Annotated in this window: 16 protein-coding genes; 6 read left to right on the forward strand and 10 right to left on the reverse strand. The window is 52.4% G+C overall.

The genetic code is table 11. From position 1 onward, the window contains the following. Positions 1 to 18 precede the first annotated feature (18 nt). Positions 19 to 711 carry a potassium channel family protein gene (locus tag ACFR81_RS02035; RefSeq protein ID WP_068173070.1) on the forward strand — a complete coding sequence of 231 codons (693 nt, stop codon included), beginning with the start codon at positions 19 to 21 and terminating at the stop codon, positions 709 to 711. A 2-nt stretch (positions 712 to 713) separates the two neighbouring features. Continuing rightward, positions 714 to 1,367, forward strand: coding sequence for a potassium channel family protein (locus tag ACFR81_RS02040; protein WP_068173074.1), 654 nt, complete (start codon positions 714 to 716; stop codon positions 1,365 to 1,367). A gap of 34 nt (positions 1,368 to 1,401) precedes the next feature. On the opposite strand, the gene ACFR81_RS02045 is transcribed toward ACFR81_RS02040, so the two are convergent. The 4 genes from ACFR81_RS02045 to dut all read right to left on the reverse strand — a co-directional run bounded on the left by ACFR81_RS02045 (position 1,402) and on the right by dut (position 4,054). Beyond that, a complete protein-coding gene (locus ACFR81_RS02045; RefSeq protein WP_145174399.1) occupies positions 1,402 to 2,115 on the reverse strand; it encodes a DUF3159 domain-containing protein in 714 nt (237 codons plus the stop codon). Then, on the reverse strand, positions 2,115 to 2,618 hold the full coding sequence (locus ACFR81_RS02050) for an asparaginase (protein ID WP_343873905.1): 504 nt from the start codon (positions 2,616 to 2,618) through the stop codon (positions 2,115 to 2,117). The genes ACFR81_RS02045 and ACFR81_RS02050 overlap by 1 nt, the downstream gene beginning before the upstream one ends. Positions 2,619 to 2,695: 77 nt before the next feature. Continuing rightward, on the reverse strand, positions 2,696 to 3,514 hold the full coding sequence (locus tag ACFR81_RS02055) for a DUF3710 domain-containing protein (RefSeq protein ID WP_343873907.1): 819 nt from the start codon (positions 3,512 to 3,514) through the stop codon (positions 2,696 to 2,698). Between the two features lie 96 nt (positions 3,515 to 3,610). Then, positions 3,611 to 4,054 (reverse strand): dUTP diphosphatase, encoded by a 444-nt coding sequence (gene dut, locus ACFR81_RS02060; protein ID WP_145174697.1) that lies wholly within the window; start codon positions 4,052 to 4,054, stop codon positions 3,611 to 3,613. A 129-nt stretch (positions 4,055 to 4,183) separates the two neighbouring features. On the opposite strand from dut, the gene ACFR81_RS02065 reads away from it, so the two are divergent. After that, positions 4,184 to 4,648, forward strand: a complete 465-nt coding sequence (locus ACFR81_RS02065; RefSeq protein ID WP_343873909.1) for a DUF3093 domain-containing protein — start codon at positions 4,184 to 4,186, stop codon at positions 4,646 to 4,648. A gap of 97 nt (positions 4,649 to 4,745) precedes the next feature. Here ACFR81_RS02065 and ACFR81_RS02070 read toward each other — a convergent pair whose 3' ends face one another. Next, positions 4,746 to 5,045, reverse strand: a complete 300-nt coding sequence (locus ACFR81_RS02070) for a DUF4193 domain-containing protein (RefSeq protein ID WP_068173084.1) — start codon at positions 5,043 to 5,045, stop codon at positions 4,746 to 4,748. A 347-nt stretch (positions 5,046 to 5,392) separates the two neighbouring features. Between ACFR81_RS02070 and sepH the strand changes: the two genes are divergently transcribed. Beyond that, positions 5,393 to 6,700 carry a septation protein SepH gene (sepH, locus tag ACFR81_RS02075; RefSeq protein ID WP_343873911.1) on the forward strand — a complete coding sequence of 436 codons (1,308 nt, stop codon included), beginning with the start codon at positions 5,393 to 5,395 and terminating at the stop codon, positions 6,698 to 6,700. A 223-nt stretch (positions 6,701 to 6,923) separates the two neighbouring features. Next, positions 6,924 to 7,925 (forward strand): hypothetical protein, encoded by a 1,002-nt coding sequence (locus ACFR81_RS02080; protein WP_343873913.1) that lies wholly within the window; start codon positions 6,924 to 6,926, stop codon positions 7,923 to 7,925. A 49-nt stretch (positions 7,926 to 7,974) separates the two neighbouring features. On the opposite strand, the gene ACFR81_RS02085 is transcribed toward ACFR81_RS02080, so the two are convergent. The 5 genes from ACFR81_RS02085 to ACFR81_RS02105 all read right to left on the reverse strand — a co-directional run bounded on the left by ACFR81_RS02085 (position 7,975) and on the right by ACFR81_RS02105 (position 13,983). Next, positions 7,975 to 9,204, reverse strand: coding sequence for an alkaline phosphatase family protein (locus ACFR81_RS02085; protein WP_343873915.1), 1,230 nt, complete (start codon positions 9,202 to 9,204; stop codon positions 7,975 to 7,977). Between the two features lie 3 nt (positions 9,205 to 9,207). Continuing rightward, positions 9,208 to 9,783: a DUF5998 family protein gene (locus ACFR81_RS02090; RefSeq protein ID WP_068173094.1), complete on the reverse strand. Its 576-nt coding sequence runs from the start codon at positions 9,781 to 9,783 to the stop codon at positions 9,208 to 9,210. 111 nt (positions 9,784 to 9,894) lie between these two features. Further along, the gene (locus tag ACFR81_RS02095) at positions 9,895 to 12,663 is read right to left on the reverse strand and encodes a bifunctional acetate--CoA ligase family protein/GNAT family N-acetyltransferase (RefSeq protein WP_343873918.1); all 2,769 of its coding nucleotides are present in this window, start codon (positions 12,661 to 12,663) and stop codon (positions 9,895 to 9,897) included. 216 nt (positions 12,664 to 12,879) lie between these two features. Then, a complete protein-coding gene (locus ACFR81_RS02100) occupies positions 12,880 to 13,056 on the reverse strand; it encodes an NPXTG-anchored protein (RefSeq protein ID WP_343873920.1) in 177 nt (58 codons plus the stop codon). Positions 13,057 to 13,101: 45 nt separating this feature from the next. Next, positions 13,102 to 13,983 carry an Ig-like domain-containing protein gene (locus ACFR81_RS02105; protein ID WP_343873922.1) on the reverse strand — a complete coding sequence of 294 codons (882 nt, stop codon included), beginning with the start codon at positions 13,981 to 13,983 and terminating at the stop codon, positions 13,102 to 13,104. A gap of 509 nt (positions 13,984 to 14,492) precedes the next feature. Between ACFR81_RS02105 and ACFR81_RS02110 the strand changes: the two genes are divergently transcribed. After that, complete coding sequence (locus ACFR81_RS02110; RefSeq protein ID WP_343873924.1) at positions 14,493 to 17,114, forward strand: DNA gyrase/topoisomerase IV subunit A; 2,622 nt, start codon at positions 14,493 to 14,495, stop codon at positions 17,112 to 17,114. Positions 17,115 to 17,137 lie beyond the last annotated feature (23 nt).

Raw genomic sequence — 17,137 nt, forward strand, 5'->3', positions numbered from 1 at the left:
GCAAGTGAGGAAAAATCAGTGCCACATTTCGTGATTATGGGTGCCGGACGAGTCGGCGTCATGCTTGCCCACACGCTAGAAGATTCTGGTCACACCGTTGCGGTCATTGACCAAAACGAGCAAGCCTTTCGCAGGCTGCGTAAAGACTTTAGCGGCAAAAAAATCACCGGTGTAGGCTTTGACCGCGAAACGCTCAAACGTGCCGGAATTGAAGATGCCTATGCGTTTGCCGCCGTTTCCTCAGGAGATAACTCGAACATCATTTCCTCCCGTGTGGCACGAGAAACCTTTCGCGTTGCACATGTGGTAGCCCGCATTAATGACCCTAATCGTGCAGAATTCTACCAGCGATTGGGTATTCCCACCGTGGCAGCAGTGCGCTGGTCCACTGACCAGGTTCTACGCCGTATTCTGCCCGAGCAAGCTATGGCAGGCGACTTCCGTGAAGCTTCTGGTCGGCTTATCCTGGCAGAGCTTCAACTCAACGATGAATGGGCTGGGCACGCTCTGACCGACATTGAAGAAGCCGCCGGCGTCCGTATTGCCTACGTCACCCGTTTTGGCGAGGGCATCCTCCCCTCGGCACAGAGCTCCTACCAACAGGGGGACGTGGTTCACGCGATGATGCGTATTGAAGATATTAATGAGATTTCAAGCGTACTTGCCAGCCCTCCGCTGACTGAGGAAGAACGAGAAGAGCAGGAGAACTAACCATGATCGTCCTTATCGTTGGCGCAGGCTCGGTCGGTTCATCTATCGCCCGCGAGCTCGTCTCCCACGGACACCAGGTCACCATCTTGGATGAAAAACCAGAAACAATCGGCCGCACCGAAATAACCGGAGTTCAGTGGGTCATCGGAGATGCCTGCGAGCTATCCGTACTACGCCGCGCAAAGCCAGAGCTGTGCGATGTCATTGTTGCCGCTACCGGCGACGACAAATCCAACCTAGTGGTTTCCCTGCTCGCCCGTAGCGAATTCGGCGTACCCCGCACGGTAGCTCGCGTCAATAACCCTAAAAACGAATGGCTTTTTGATGACTCTTGGGGTGTCGACGTCGCTGTTTCAACACCGCGCCTGATGACCTCTCTGGTTGAAGAAGCAGTGGAAGTGGGCGACGTCGTGCGCCTGTTGGATTTGCAGACCGGCGGAGCGATGCTGGTGGAATACACAGTTCCTGCGGGCCACCCCATTATTGGCCATACCGTCAGCAACATTCAGTGGCCAGAAGCTACAACTCTCACCGCTATTTTGCGTGACGCCCAGCCTATCGTTCCCACCGGAGATGAACCCATCGTCGGTGAAGACGAACTCTTTTTCATCACCACCGCCGAGGGCGAAGAAGACATCCGCGCGCTATTTAGTTAATTCAGCGAAGTTTAGCTAAATCAGCGAAAGATCCCTAGCTGAGGTCGGTCGATGCCACGTCAGCGGGTTTTCTCGTCATCATCCAGGTCAACCACAACAGCGCAATATAAAGCGGCATGCCCATGAAGAGGCGAGCGATGCCGAGCAAGGGCACATTATCTGCGAAGTAGAGCGGAACCTGAACTGCCAATCGTGCGACAAACATGGCAAAGATAACCCAAGTAGCCACGGTATAGGCTTTCAGTCTCGCCGGTTCAGCGCGCCAGGTCTCTGATTCGTTGCGGAGGAAAGAATAGAAAAATCCCAGCACCGGCCAGCGGAACACGATGGAAACCAAAACCAGCAGTGCATACAGACCGTTCAAGAGCAGACCGGGTAGATAGAAGTCAGCGGCATCGCCGGTGCGCAGTGATGACCACGCACAAATGAGTACTCCCACAAAACCTGAAAGCGATTGCACCAGCGAACCTCGCTGCGCCAGACGTACAAGGCTAAAGACCAGCGCCACAGAACCTGCTGCCGCCAGCGCAACGTAAAGATTAGCTGTAGCAATAAAAACGCAGAGAAAAAGAAATCCCGGAAGCAACGCCTCGACCATACCGCGAACCCCGCCGACGGCATCCATCACATCAACTTCCCCATTCTCGCCGCGCTTAAAACGCGTGCCTGCTTGAGATAGTGCAGAAGAAAGATTGGGGTCAGCTGATGATTCGGTGTCGATCGGGCGCTGGGGCTTTTCTGTTGGCATTAGAGACCTTGTGATTTCTGAAATTTTTGGTGGCCGCGATGGCGGATGAGGCGCAAAGGAACAATTTCGTAGCGCGGATTATAGATTCGAGCCGGCATTGGTGAAACGGTAAGCATACCGCTACACCGAATGTAGGTACCCGCCACGATGCCGGGTACATCTTTTTGGCCGTGCCAGATGAGAGTGACTCGCTCCCCTGGATTCAGGGGCGGATAGGTGGGATACAACGGCGGTGAAGATTTCGGACGCGGCGTGTACACACGATATTGGGGAAACGCTACAGAAGCGTCCTGCTCCTCGTCGTTTCCTGCAGAATCCTGATCCTCGTCGTCATCGTCGTCGCTACCTGCACTGATATCGACAGGCTCCACATCATCATCAAGAACTTCAACGATAGGAATACCCGTCAACTGATGGGAGCTCGACGGCGGAAGGGGTCGAGATTTTTCAACTTCAACCACTGCCTCATACCGCGGATTAGCACCTGACGCCGGAAGAGTCACCTGAATAACTCTCCCGGCAAGTCTCGCACGAAATCGCGAAGGATACTCGGTTAGTCGCTTAGGCGCTTGCTCTACCATTAGCCGATTTCAGTGATTTCAGGGCCGCGGCGGGGTACCTGACGGCTCTTAGAAGACTCCGCGGCAGATTCCGTTTGCTGGTTTTGCTGATTGTTTTGCTGAGCTTCAACCACCGATTCAGGAACGGTCATGGGTAGAAGATCTCGCGGAGGGCGAGGATCATCGCCACGTACTACCACGATAGAGCGGAAAATTTCTTCCATCTCTGCCGCTGATTCGGGCTTCACCGCCGCTTCGCCGGAGAGAACACCTCGCAAGAACCAGCGGGGACCATCTACACCCACAAAGCGAGCGACGCGGAAGCCTTGGCGTCCATCAGCAGTCTTTGCGGGAAGCTTTGAAATGAGCTGGCGTCCCAATGGACCATTGGAGTACTCCACCGTTCCGCCCTGCTGGCGCACAGAGTCAGCAATTTCTCGGGAGATACCCTCCCAGATGCCGCTTGACTTCGGGGCAGCAAAAGCTTGAACCTGCAGATTACCTTTACCCTTGGTGAGTGTGACAGCAACCATCTGCTGACTCTTCTGCTCCACGTCCAAGCGCATACTGAGACCATCGCTCATCTTGACCTTCATGGAACCAAAGTCTAGGTAACCCTTGTCTGTATCTTGCTCGGAGCTATCCCAAGGACCATTAGAGCGGTCAAATTCGAAAGAAACGAGATTATCTTCGGACGACGGCGCGCCCGGACGGGACACCTCTTGTTCTTGCTTCGAAGCGCTCTGTGACTCTGGCACCGCAGAATCATCTGGTGCGGTCGTAGCAGCTACGGAAGTTTCCTCCGCCTTAGCTTTTTTCTTTTTACCCAAACCAAACACAGCGAATCCTTCTCATTCTGGGGTCTTCATCTATTTCACATGACTCGATATCTATTTTATTTTAGTCACGCGTACTCTTGAATTCTTAAGGGAGCTCTAGCGAACGCCGCTTGAACCAAAGCCGGTGGAACCACGCGCCGATATTTCCAACTCTTCTACCTGGCGGAAATTAGCGTGTTCATACTTCTGAATAATGAGTTGGGCAATACGATCCCCACGCTCGATAGAAAATGATTCTGAGCGGTCGGTGTTGAGAAGGCACACCATAATTTCGCCCCGGTAACCAGAATCGATCGTACCCGGCGCGTTCACTACGGTGATCCCGTGTTTGACCGCCAGTCCAGACCGGGGGTGAACCAGGCCCACATACCCGGCAGGCAGAGCAATCGCGATTCCGGTTTTCACGAGTGCTCGCTGCCCCGGCTCCAAGACCAGCTTCTCTGTGGAACGAAGGTCCACTCCGGCGTCGCCGTCCTTGGCGTAACGAGGAATTTCTAGCTCAGTATCAAGTATCTGAATCTGCACATCAATCGGTTTCATCACAGCTGTTACTGTACTAGAACTCTCTGAGCACTTCCCTGGGAAAACAGACTAGGATGGTAAAAGATTGTTATCTCAAAGAGGAATCCGACGCTCTCCAAGAGAAATGAAAATTCAGAAAGGTGCCGCATGCAGTATCAGGAAAGACTTTCCCCGGGCTTTGGAACGTGGATATTGATTGTCTGCGCAGGTGTGGCATCGTTTTTCGTGGGTGCGCCCATTTCAATCACCGTAGGTGTTATTGCCGCCATTGTAGTCACCATTCTTCTAGGACTCATTCTCTACCTGAGCTCCCCCGTCATCGAAATCACTCCCGAATTTGTTCGAGTAGGACGGGCACAAATTGAACGTGAATATGTAGGTCTTGCCGAAGGGTTCAGAGGGGAAGCTGCACGAATTGCAGCGGGGCCGCAGCTCGACGGGCGTGCGTTCATGTGTTTTCGCGGTTGGATTGATCCCAAAATCCGCATCGACATCACCGACCCAGCAGACCCTACTCCCTATTGGCTAGCTTCGACTCGGCATCCAGAAAAAATTGAAGAAATTCTCAACGCAGGAAAAGAGCTGGGCCCCCCAGCTGAGACAGTGAGCTAAGGGCTTCGCCTCGTTCACTGATATAAAAAGGGAGGATGAATCAAATGATTCATCCTCCCTCTTATACTGCTGGAGCCAGGTTCAGTTCAGCTGAAATTTAGCCTTCGCACTCTACACAGAACTTGAGATTGCCCTCTTCGCGCGCAATCTGTGAACGGTGGCGAACCAAGAAGCAGGAGGCGCAGGTAAATTCGTCTTCCTGTGCAGGTAGAACAACAACGTTGAGTTCTTCATTAGAGAGGTCTGCACCGGGAAGCTCGAAACTTTCAGCAGCAGCGTTTTCATCCTCATCTACTGCACCGGACTGCATTTCAGAACGGTGTCCGTTGAGTTCCTCAATGGACTGGTTGTTATTGTCTTCATCTTGCTTGCGAGGTGCATCGTAATCGGTAGCCAAAGTTAGCTCTCACGCTCCGTTTGTCAGCGGTGGGGTCTCTTGTATGATGCCCAGCCTAGGTCAAAAAATTCGTTGTCAGCGCCACGAGGGATCATCTGCGATGTTCTTTTTTCGTTCGGTAACGCGTAGCATTTTCCACTATTAATTCTCATATGTCTAGTTCAGGCAGATAAATCAACTTCATACTCTGCCTTGCGAAGTAATTTTTTTTGGATCCTACAAGGGTCTTTTTTGCTGTTCTCTCTCGAAGATGAGTGAGTTTTCCTCTCAAAATCGGTTTATTTTTCCCATAGTTATCGGTAAACAGGTAGTCTTTTCATGAATCCCTGTTTGAGTTGAGGAGAAGTATGTCCGATTCGCACGCCATTGAGCTACGACTGGTCAAAATTCATGACGATGGTGAACATCTTGTTCTTAAATCGTCAGACGGCACCGAATTCACGTTGCCCATTGACCAAAATCTGCGCACCAGCGTCGCTAAAGCTCGACGCCTTCAGCCAGCTCGTTCGCGCAGTGGCTCAGGCGCGTTTGGTCCCCGCGACATTCAGGCACGATTCCGCCAAGGCGCAACAGTAGAAGAAATCGTTGAAGAATCAGGGTGGGACGCCGAGCGTGTACGCCGCTACGAATGGCCTATTATTGCTGAACGCGCGCATATTATTACTGCAGCTCGATCCGTCTTAATCTCCTCCATTGATTCCGCGCGCAATGGCGAGGGCAAAGCTGCCAACCTCGATGAGCATATTGCTCGTCAGGCTCAAAAATTTGGCTTCGATGAAAACTCTGCCGACTGGAATACTTTCCAGCAAGAGTCTGGCTCTTGGACCATCTCTGTGGACTTCAATTTGCCCGATGCTGTAGCAAATGACTTGCCTCGCGGCGTCGTCTTTCCCGCACGGTGGAACTATAACCCTGCAAATCAGGGGATCTATGCTTCTAACGAAAGTGCCTACTTCTTGATGGGGCGTGATGATTCTTCCGACGGGCCGCTCCCAGGAATCGGGCACCACGAGACTCACGCAGAGGAACCAGAATCAACGCCTGCAGTACAAAAACCGGCTCGATCGGTGGGCGCTTTGGCGCCTGCACTTACCGCTGAACAGATGGAATCTGTACGACGGGCAGAAAAGTCCGCGGAAAACATCGGTCAAAGTGGCACTCGTAACATTCACTCCGCTCGTGAGCGCAAGCTAGCTGATTTGCTGGAACGTGCACGCCGAGCATCACTGGAAAAGTCCGATTCGACTGTCGCATCTCAGACAACTGCAGAGCCCGTTGCACCGATGCCTTCTCCTGAAGTTCCTCAGGAAATGCCGCCTAGTTGCTCCGCCGAAGTCTCTCAGTCGGAGGAGAAATCGGCTCCAGTTAAAGAATCTTCTACTGAACAAGATTCAAAATCCAATGGGGATCAAACTGAATTCACTGTTCCGGTAGTTGTAGATACAAACGTCATCAGCGGTTATCAGCAGTATTCACCCCGGGAAAATCAGCAGGAGCAGCCTGGAGAAGATACATCCGCTACTGCATCTGCGCCCAGCGCCCCCGAGTATGAGCAGAAGGCTTCTGAAGAACAGCATCCAGCCAAGCCTACCCGCCCCAAAAGGGCGTCAGTGCCGAGCTGGGACGACATTATTTTTGGAAACCAACGCAAGTAAGTTGATTGCATCGCCCTGAGCTGTCCGCTCTGTCTGGAGTTCTTCATGAAACCAGGCAGCGTTTTACTCGTATCTGCAAACTTTAGATGGGTAAGATACTGTGAGAAGAAGTACCCTTTGATATTCCCCCATCAGGCGTACTATATATTGTCAGGCTTGAATAAATCACTCGCAATCCAGGTCTGAAGTTCGCATCACACCGCAATAACTAGGGAATCATTTCATGACGAAACCCCATCAGGACACATCCTCAGAGTTCGAGGACTTTTCCTCTGCTGACTCCCCCACAGAAAATCTGCCTATCCAAGAGGATTCAACTGAACAGTACTCCACCGATGAACTGGCAGAGGGCTATGAATATGTGCACCCCGATGGTACTACCACCGGATCTCCCGTCGAAGAAGATGACTCGCTCTCTCATCAGCTATTTCTCAATGGAACAGTAGTAGAAAAACGGTCCCTAGCAGACCGCCTTCAAGATCGTAAAGAGTCGCAAGCGCAGCAACGCGCTGAAAAAGAAGAACGGGAACGGCAAGAGCAGGCAGCGAAAATCGCTGCTGGTATCGCCGCAGTGCGTGCCTCACGAACTGACGAAGGTGTCGTAAGTTCCGTGGCCTCTGAAGAAGAAAAGCGCTCTCACCGTGGGCTTTGGGTGCTTGGCGCCTCTGCTTTTCTCGTTCTACTAGGTGGAGGTTCTCTATTGGCGTTGGGAAGCATGAACAACGACCCGCAACCCATGGCTGTGCCTGCCGAATCTTCTAGCTCCGCGGCATCTTCTACCTCCGCAACTCCGAGTTCGGCAAAGCCCTCCGCCACGCAGACAGTTGCTGCCCCTGAAGTCAAATACGTAGAGCAAACTACTGTTCCCGTTGCACCGGGTCAGGTGGATTATGTAGAAGATCCGGCAACACAGGCTACCGAACCGTCAGTTCCTGCACCCGTCCAGACTCCAGTGGCACCTGTTGCTCCTCCAGTTACCGCAGCACCATCGGCAGCGACCGCCGAACAGCCTTCGGTGGAACCGACGACCGAAGATCCCACTTCTGCTGCTCCTACGACTCCAGCTACGCAACCCCCAGCAACCCAAGCACCGGCACCGTCCGCTGCTCCTCAAACTGTTGCCCCAGTTCCTACAGTGGCTCCGGCATCGCCCAAGGGACAAACCGGTGCTCTACAGCAAACAAGCGCGGCAAATATACAACAGATGCCGGCACCCACTCACTAACGGGGGAGCCCCCGAGCGATCTACAAAGTGGTAGAGGTAGCGTGATTATCTACCTAGCGTTAAGTACACGCAGGGGAACAGCGGTTTCCTCACATGTGAGCGATCCGTGTTGCCCCACCATGTTTAGCGCATGCGGCTTGAAATGACGCATGTCATACAGTGCAATGGGTTCACGGCAGCTGATGAGCACATCACCAATACGATCCCGTGCCTGCTTGTTGAGATGAGGCCCAAAATAACCCTGCTCAAACAATTCTTCGCTGTCTAGAATCCAGGCTTTTGACCCCCATCGCTCTGCCCAACGCCGCATGGTCTCCATTTTGGCGGGCGCACTGGAATCTTTGAGGAGTAATTGCACCATCCGAGGCTCACCCGCTGTATGAGCCACATTCTCAAGCAACTCGGCATCTTCTGAATAATCGATTCGGTTTTCAACGGCAATATCAACCATGCCGTGGTCAGCGGTCAGCAGAATGAGTACATGCGGGGGCACGCGTTCTGCTAGCCGTCGCATGGCGAGGTTCAGTTCTTCGAGCTGTTCAATCCATTCTTGCGATTGAACACCATAGCGGTGCCCTGCCTGGTCAATTTCACCCCAGTACATGTAAACCAGCGAGGGCTTACGAGCAGAGAGAATACTGCTTGCCATAGTGATCCGAGCTGTAGTCGATTGAGCGTGGATAAACCGTCCACCGCGAAGACCAGATAGGCTAAGCCCACTTTTCTCATACTTATTCAGGGATACCGTAGCAACATCGCAGTGGTTCTCAAAGCGCTCGAAGACCGTGGGATAGGGTTGCCATTCTTTGGGGTCTACTCTTTTGTCCCAGCCAGAGAGCTGATTCATCACCGATTCGGTGCCGGGGTTATAGACCTCATATCCTGCAACGCCGTGATACCCGGGAGGTAGAGCGGTGCCAAAGCTCGTCAATGATGCCGCCGTGGTGGAGGGGTAAGCGGAGTGGAGCGGACCCAGCGAACTTGTCTTTTTAAGGTAGGGAGCGTAGGAGCCATAGCGGTTGAGGAGGTGCTCTCCTAGCCCATCAACCATCACTACGCACACGCTACGATATTTTTTCGAATCATATCCCGCGTGCGTAAGTCGCTCTTCCAAGTTCAGTACGTCATGCCGCCCCTGCCCTAACCAGGGGTGGGGATCAGGCGTCAGCGATTGCCCGGCAACCAGCGTGCCTGCAGATTCAAAGAGATCTGCCACATTATTTTCAAAGTAACGCGGTGGTTCTGGCAGCTCAACGCCGCAATAATCCTGCAATGTCATCGTTTAGAGTCCTAGCTGGCGGCGTCGAAGTTCTTTCGCAAAATCACGAGCACGGTGCACGGCTTCTATACCATCTGCCGGGCCGCTCACTCTCAGCACTACGTCCTCACTCGGTGCGACCCCGGTATATCCGTGATCGGCGGTACAGGTTGGATCAGGACACTGTGCCGGTTGCACATCGAGACGCTGCCCGCCCGTCCACGAAATGGTTAGCGAAATTTCCGACGGATCAGTGGTCTGTTCAAATTGCTGGGGCTGTGGGTAGGAATAGCTCATACCCACAGAACGGAGGGCAGAGATTTGCACAGATTCCACGTTGACGTGGGCCATCACCGACTCCCCTTCGTCATCTAACTGCTGATCATCCAGATGAGCGACCATCAGCAATTCTTCGGCGATAGCCAAAACGGTGATGTGGCGGTGGATTTCGGCATTATCGATATGCGTTTCCAAATGCACCAAATGTGCCGAGGGTTCTAGTCCCAGCAGCCCATCATTGACGGCGCTCTTGACGAGTTCCGGATAAAAACCCAATCTGGAAATAGATTCTTCTAAATCCTGCATCACCGTATTCGCCACTGTTCACTCGCTTTCGCCAAAAAATACTGAGGTTAACCAGTCTAATAGTTTCTGCTTCTCATCCTATAAACCAGCTTTAGAATCCGTCGCTTCTGCCATTTCTGTGAACGCCTAGGCGCTCAAAGAACGACGCGCGGAATCTGTTCGTTGACGGGGATTACCCAAGGTAATTTTGGCTCGAGCTACGGTCAAAGTGGTCTCGGAAACGATAACGGGACTCAGCTGAAGTGAGGCTATTTCTGGGTGGTTATCTTTCATCAGCGCCACTCTGGTCGCTAAATCCTCAAGAAGATCCACACGCACTTCGGGCAAATCATCATCCCCAAAGAGTTTGGCGGCAGCTTTGGGCGAGCGAATGAGTTTTTCTACATCACGTTTAGTCAGCGGAGGAATTCTATAGGCCCAATCTTCTAGGAGAGCCGTGGTATCGCCGCTCATACCGAATGAGATTACGGGTCCCAACAGGGGGTCTTCAATAGCTTCCATTACTGCAGATTGCCCGGCCTCTGCCTGCTTTTGTAGCTCAATTTCCTGCTTGCCATAACGAGCCAACCGCTTTTTCATGGTCTCAAATTCAGCGCGCAACTGCTCTGCATTTTCAATGCCCAGGCGCACACCGCCCAAATCAAGTCGCTTGCTGAGCGCCTCGTCGGTGGACTTGAGAACCACTGGGTAGCTACCTAGTTCTTCCACCCTATCTACCGCTTCTTGTGGTGAGTCAACAGTGGTGGACGGTAGCAACTCAATACCGTAAGCATCAAGTAAGGACGCCACGTCCTCTTGAGCGAGAGGAAGAAGATTTTCTCCTTGAACTCGGGACATAAAATCAGCAATCAGATGAGCCGCGGTATCGGGGCTCACTCCTGAAGGGGTAGCGTAAGTTCCGCCTTCTTTTTCACGCCATTCCACATAATTCATCACGGCAGCCAAAGAATCGACCGCCCCCATAGGCGATGCGTAGCAGGGCAACCCTGGATGCTCAATGGTCGAATCTTGTACCAGCCCCACCATCGAAGCGGCATTTTCAATGATCCCCGGAAAGACAGCAAGTATGGGTTTAGTGATTTCCTCTGCTACACGCTGGGCAAGTGAAGCGATTTCCCGGCAGACCTGCGCGTCCTCGTGCATAAAGACCACAATGAGGGCGTCGACGTCCGAGCTTTCCGCAGCGGTACGAAGCATTTGCTGAACAAACGCACTGTCCTCATGCTCGAGATCCAGAGCAGCATCTGCCAGCTTAACCTCTAGTTCTTGGGTATTAGCCCGATCAGCTACCATCTGAGCCAGTGCGGTGGCATTAGAGACTACAGCCAGGCGGCGACCAGAAGGAAGTGGCATCGAGACTAATAACTGTGCAATATCCAAGACCTGTTCGCTGGAATCGGCGCTAATGACACCCGATTGTTTAAACAGAGATTCCAAAGCGGTCGCCGGTGCAATAGACGTCCTACCGGTATGCCCCGGAGGCAACTGCATTCCAGTGACGGCATTCTTAGCTACAATAACCGGTTTGTTACGAGATAATCTGCGCGCAATTCGACTAAATTTTCGGGGATTTCCAATAGATTCAAGGTAGAGAGCACATACCGAGGTCTCCGGATCATCTTCCCAATACTGCATCAAATCGTTACCGGAGACATCGGCGCGGTTGCCCGCAGAGACCAAGGATGAAACACCGATTCTCCGGCGAACAGCCATATTAGAAAACATCTCGCCCATCACTGCAGACTGGGTAAAAACGCCAAGAGTTCCGGCTTGGGGATCGTGCTGATTCACCGTGGCATCTAGGTTGATTTCGGGAGAATTGTTGAGAATACCAAAAGACGCCGGTCCGATAATTCGCATGCCGAAAGAACGCGCTGTGCGAACCAAAGCTTTTTGGCGAACCTGCCCTCGCGTGCCGTCCTCTGCATATCCTCGTGTGAGAATTAAAGCGCCTCGGATGCCCGCCCGACCGCAGGATTCAACCACCCTCTCCACCTGTTCAATGGGAACCGTGATGAGTGCAAGTTCAACGCCTTCCGTTTGATTTACGGAAGTAACGATGTTGTGAGACTCACCTGTACTGTCAGAGATCGCTCCGCCGTCCAGGCAAACTCCCCAAATCTTGCCTTGAAACCCTCCCTGGCGAATAGTCTCAATCATGGGCTGCGCCTGATCAGACCATGTAGAGGAACTACCCACCACAGCAATCGACGCAGGATTGAGAAGCTCACTAATCGATTTGGCTTCTGCACGGTGCTCACGCGATTCCATGACCTGACGGGACCGATCGGTAGGGTCAATATCAAAACGCACCATCACGAGCCCATCATCAAACGCCCGTGAGACGTCGTAGCCGGTATCTGCAAAAACGTTGAGCATCGCACGGTTCTGAGGGAGAACTTCAGCGGCGAACTTATTGATTCCTAGTTCTTTGGCGGCCGCTGCCAAATGTTCGAGAAGAATAGAACCAATACCCCGCCCTTGGTGGCGGTCTGAAATCATGAATGCGACTTCTGCCTCAGTGGGGTCGTCGGTGCGGTCAAAACGACCGATACCTATCATTTCGTCGCCCAGCATCAGCACAAATGCAACTCTGTCTTTATGGTCCACTGTCGTAAACCGAGTGAGCTCCTTGTCACTCAACTGAGGTTTGGGCGCAAAGAAGCGGAGGTAAATCGTTCGTTCGCTCTGCCCCGCATACATCTGCTGGAGAGCGTTACGATCGGTAGGAATAACGGGGCGCAGGTGAGCTGTTGCGCCGTCGCGAAGTACCACGTCTGCTTCCCAATGGGCGGGGTAAATAAAGGGGATTTCAGCGGTGGTTGGCGCGCCCTTAATTAATGGTTCCCGCGAACCTATTTGATGTGATTCGGTTGCGCGCGGTTGTTCAGACATTTTTGTTAACCCCTACCCGGTTGGCACAGTACTTCTGAGAGAAAGATTTATCAAAAGAAATCTGGGGTATTCTTTCAATAACTCTTAGCAACTAGCCTATATCGAATATGGTGTGGATAACACAAAAACGGTGCCCTCGTTCTTCATATATGAAGAACGAGGGCACCATTTACATCTCGCAAACTGCAAGCGCAGAATCTACGGAGAGATTATTGCTTAGGCTTGACGGCGGCGGGAAGCCACAATCGCTGCACCGCCCAAAGCGAGCAGAGCTACAGCACCGATAGCTAGTTGCACGCCGGAGAAACCGGTGTGTGCTAGACGCTGACCTAGGCTAGGGGTCTCAGCCGTTGCGGTTCCTTCAGCAGGAGCAATTTCCTGAGAAGAGTCCACTACTGGGTTATTCTGCTGTGCTTCTTCTACGATCGAAGGCTGCGCCTAAGGATTAGTAGCTACTGTAGCGGGTGCCGAAGACTCTTCTGAAGGTGCTACCTCAGGAGCAGTTTCGCAATCAGTGGTCGGAGTGGAAGAAACAAGGATGTGGATCAACTGATTTGCCGCAATCTGATCCATTTTCAGAGTGAAACCGTCCGCTGCGCAGTCAACGGTGTAGGCAGTGGAATCAACGCGCTGCAAAAAGGTGGGATACCCCTGCGACTGGTCGCCCTGGTAGACAGCTAGGGTGTCACACTGAAGATTTACGTTGCTGGGAGTATCGGTAACGGTGACGTTGCTGGGAGTATCGGTAACGGTGACGTTACTGAGCTGACCGGGCACATCGATTGCCCAGCCGGCATTGCCGCCCTCACGTGCCCAGCCATATTTCACTGGCTCAGTCAGCTGTCCAGGAACTACACCAGAACCGGCGGGTGTAATGGCGGTGGAAGTCCCACCCCAATTCACGTTAATAGGCTGACCGGGTACTGCGCTATTGGAAATCTTTACTGAGAACGTAAGGTTTCCATGGACATTGATCGGGTGGGTTGCCACAAAATCAGTAAGGGTCACCACTACAGCACCGTTTTGAGCCACAGCCTGTGCCACTACGCTCCCATTCTCATCCAAGATGGGGAAATTATTGGTCAAAGGAATGAGTTCCTGGGGCAGGGCAAGGGTGAAAGTATCACCTGGCTGTGAGTAATCAGGAACCTGCCATGCGGCGTTAAGAGTGAGGACGTCGCCTACCTTGGCTTCACCCTGGGTATTGATGTTAACGATGGCGTTGTTAATTTCGCCGGCCTGAGCTGCAGAAACTGATCCTACTGCCATTGCGCCGATGGTAAGTGTGGCAGCTGCGATAGCTGCGACGTGCTTGCGCATATTTTGCCCTAAGTTAAGAACCGCTGCTAAATTTAAATGTGTGTTGTTTTCAGCATTGTTATTTCAATTCAAGGGAATTGGTAAATCTAAGAAACAGATAATTATTATTAGATGTACCGCCAATTTACGATATGTTGTCCGTCATTGGCATCCCCGGTGGGCAATATTTCATCCTCGAATTATCGCTTGATTGAAGCCTACCAACCCCATCCACCATAGAGTGAGAACCTGGGCACATCTAATACAAATGTCCCCTAACATATTATTTTTATCCAGCCTTTTGGTTAACAATATTCCATTCTTTTTGTCGATTCTTTATCCTTTTTAATAATTAATTCCTTATCTTTTAAGAGAAATTAAACTCTCCTCAATAAAAGAAAATTAAGCACCTTGGCACCGCTGACCTGGAGTAATACTCTCTAGGCAAACCCTCATTTGAGAGTTCCTCTCCCTGTTCATCCAGGCGGTAAACTAGAGAGAAACAAGAACCCACAGCTGAAGAGGTATAGATGGCGCGCCGCTCCAAGACATTTCAGGATGATTACCCCACCGATGTCGTCGAAAATATCGTAGATATCGATGTTTCTTCTGAAATGGAAACCAGCTTCCTGGAGTACTCATACTCAGTGATTTACTCTCGCGCGTTGCCCGATGCCCGTGATGGTCTGAAACCGGTTCAACGCCGCATCCTCTATATGATGCAGCAAATGGGTTTACGCCCTGACAAGGGGCATGTGAAATCTGCCCGCGTGGTCGGTGAAGTCATGGGTAAACTCCACCCCCATGGCGATTCAGCGATTTACGATGCGATGGTGCGCCTTGCTCAACCCTTTGCTATGCGCATGCCCCTGGTAGATGGGCATGGCAATTTCGGGTCTCTCGATGACGGTCCGGCGGCGTCTCGCTACACTGAAGCTCGGATGGATCCCGCAGCTCTTGCCTTGACGGCGGATCTCGACGAGGACGTCGTCGATTTTGTACCTAACTATGACAATCAATTCATGCAACCTGCGGTTCTTCCCGCAGCCTTCCCCAACCTTTTGGTGAATGGGTCCTCAGGTATCGCTGTGGGTATGGCGACCAATATGCCGCCGCACAATTTACGGGAGGTTATCGCCGGTGCTCAACACCTGCTTGCGAATCCCGATGCATCTCTCAAAGACATCATGAAGTTCATCCCCGGCCCCGATTTACCCTCCGGAGGTACAATCGTAGGTTTGCAGGGTATCAAAGATGCCTACGAAAATGGTCGGGGTATTTTCAAAACTCGTGCCACAGCGTCCATTGAGCAGGTTTCAGCGCGAAAACAGGGCATAGTAATTACCGAGCTACCTTACATGGTGGGTCCGGAAAAGGTCATCGAAAAAATAAAGGATGGCGTCAACAAGAAGAAGCTGGTAGGCATCTCAGACGTTACTGATTTGACGGACCGCAAACACGGTTTGCGCATGGTAATTGAACTCAAAAACGGGTTCAACCCGCAAGCTGTTCTTGCATCGCTCTATAAGTTCACCCCGCTTGAAGACTCATTCGGTATCAACAATGTGGCACTCGTTAATGGGCAGCCTCACACTCTCGGTCTGCTGGATTTGCTGCGGGTCTACGTCAACCACCGCGTTGAGGTTGTACGCCGTCGTACCGCTTTCCGCCTGAAAAAACGCCAGGACCGTTTGCATCTGGTGGAGGGTCTGTTAGTTGCGATTGTAGATATTGACGAGGTTATCCAAATCATTCGCTCCTCGGACGAGACTGCTCAGGCTCGCGAACGCTTGATGACTATCTACGATCTGACCGAGGTTCAGGCGAACCATATTCTGGAGCTTCGCCTCCGCCAGCTCACCAAGTATTCGCGAATTGAGTTAGAGAAAGAGCAAGAAGAACTTCAAGCGGAGATTTCCGAGTTAGAGTCAATTCTGGCGCAGGAATCTAAATTGCACCGGTTGGTTTCAGACGAATTGCAGCAGGTGGCCGATTTGTATGGCACCGATCGACGGACCAAGCTAACGCAGCGAGATGATTTGGAGAAAGCCGTTTTGGCAGCGGCTCCCGATGCGCCGAAGAGTAAGAAGTTGGGTTTGGCGCTCGAAATCGCTGACGATCCGTGCTGGGCGGTGCTCTCTGCATCAGGCATGATGGGGCGCACCAACTCAATCCGAACTCAATTACAGGCCTTGCCCGATCCCGCTAAGCGAGTGAAGCATGACGCGCTCCTCTCTCTTGTACCGACCACCGCTCGTGGAGAAATTGGTGCAGTTACTTCTACCGGACGCATGATTCGTGTGAATGTTATGGATTTGGTGGTGCTGGAAGAGAGCAATGGCGCTCCCCTGCTGAATTCCGGAGTGAAAGCAACAGAGGCAATTACACTAGCGCGAGGTGAAACGCTGGTGGGGATTGCTCCGCTGAATCAGATTATTGCTCTAGCAACCGAGCACGGTCTCATTAAGAGAGTGAATCCCGAATACCCGCTCAACGCCGATGAGTGGGAAATTATCAAGCTCAAGCCCCGAGATCGTGTGGTAGCGGTGCATCAGTGCGCTTCTAACGTTTTGAATCTCACCCTGGTCACCGAGCAGGCGAAGTTGCTGACTTTCGATGCCGCCAAGGTCCGACCCCAGGGCAGATTGGGAGGAGGCATTGCGGGCATTAAGTTGGCAGAGAACGACCGAGTCATTGCCTTAGGCGTTACAGCCCCCGGTGCTCCCGCTCAGGTGGTGACCATAACGGATGGTTCGGCAGAGGACGGCGCTGCTGCCTCCGCGAAGGTAACCGAACTCAGCGAATTCCCTGCCAAGGGACGCGCTACCGGTGGTGTACGAGCGCATCGGTTCTTAGCGGGGGAATCAAAACTTTCTGTAGCCTTTGTGGGAGTTGGTCCTGCTCGCGCCACCACTGCCGCCGGGGTTGCTCGTTCATTGCCCACCGAGTTTGGGGTGCGAGACGGCTCAGGAGTTTCACTGAACCAATCGATTGCTTTGATCGGCCCCAGTTTTGAAGAAACTCGCTACTTGCTAGGTGCATTGGGATCCCGTCAAGAAAAAGTAAAGTCTCCTGGTGCCCCGGTGGAAACTTCCGACCAGCCAGAGGCTGAGTCAACTGCGGTAGTTGAGTCTATGGACCCGCTCTTCTAAGAGCAATTCAGCTGTGGCAAAGA

Origin of the sequence: Rothia amarae (genome assembly GCF_042677725.1) — a bacterium.
Lineage (GTDB): Bacteria > Actinomycetota > Actinomycetes > Actinomycetales > Micrococcaceae > Rothia > Rothia amarae.

Bases quoted from the DNA above. Each gene is read 5' to 3' on its own strand.
- ACFR81_RS02040 (WP_068173074.1), top strand. From the start codon at position 714: ATGATCGTCCTTATCGTTGGCGCAGGCTCGGTCGGTTCATCTATCGCC.
- ACFR81_RS02045 (WP_145174399.1), bottom strand. From the start codon at position 2,115: ATGCCAACAGAAAAGCCCCAGCGCCCGATCGACACCGAATCATCAGCT.
- dut (WP_145174697.1), bottom strand. From the start codon at position 4,054: ATGAAACCGATTGATGTGCAGATTCAGATACTTGATACTGAGCTAGAA.
- ACFR81_RS02065 (WP_343873909.1), top strand. From the start codon at position 4,184: ATGCAGTATCAGGAAAGACTTTCCCCGGGCTTTGGAACGTGGATATTG.
- sepH (WP_343873911.1), top strand. From the start codon at position 5,393: ATGTCCGATTCGCACGCCATTGAGCTACGACTGGTCAAAATTCATGAC.
- ACFR81_RS02080 (WP_343873913.1), top strand. From the start codon at position 6,924: ATGACGAAACCCCATCAGGACACATCCTCAGAGTTCGAGGACTTTTCC.
- ACFR81_RS02085 (WP_343873915.1), bottom strand. From the start codon at position 9,204: ATGACATTGCAGGATTATTGCGGCGTTGAGCTGCCAGAACCACCGCGT.
- ACFR81_RS02095 (WP_343873918.1), bottom strand. From the start codon at position 12,663: ATGTCTGAACAACCGCGCGCAACCGAATCACATCAAATAGGTTCGCGG.
- ACFR81_RS02105 (WP_343873922.1), bottom strand. From the start codon at position 13,983: ATGCGCAAGCACGTCGCAGCTATCGCAGCTGCCACACTTACCATCGGC.
- ACFR81_RS02110 (WP_343873924.1), top strand. From the start codon at position 14,493: ATGGCGCGCCGCTCCAAGACATTTCAGGATGATTACCCCACCGATGTC.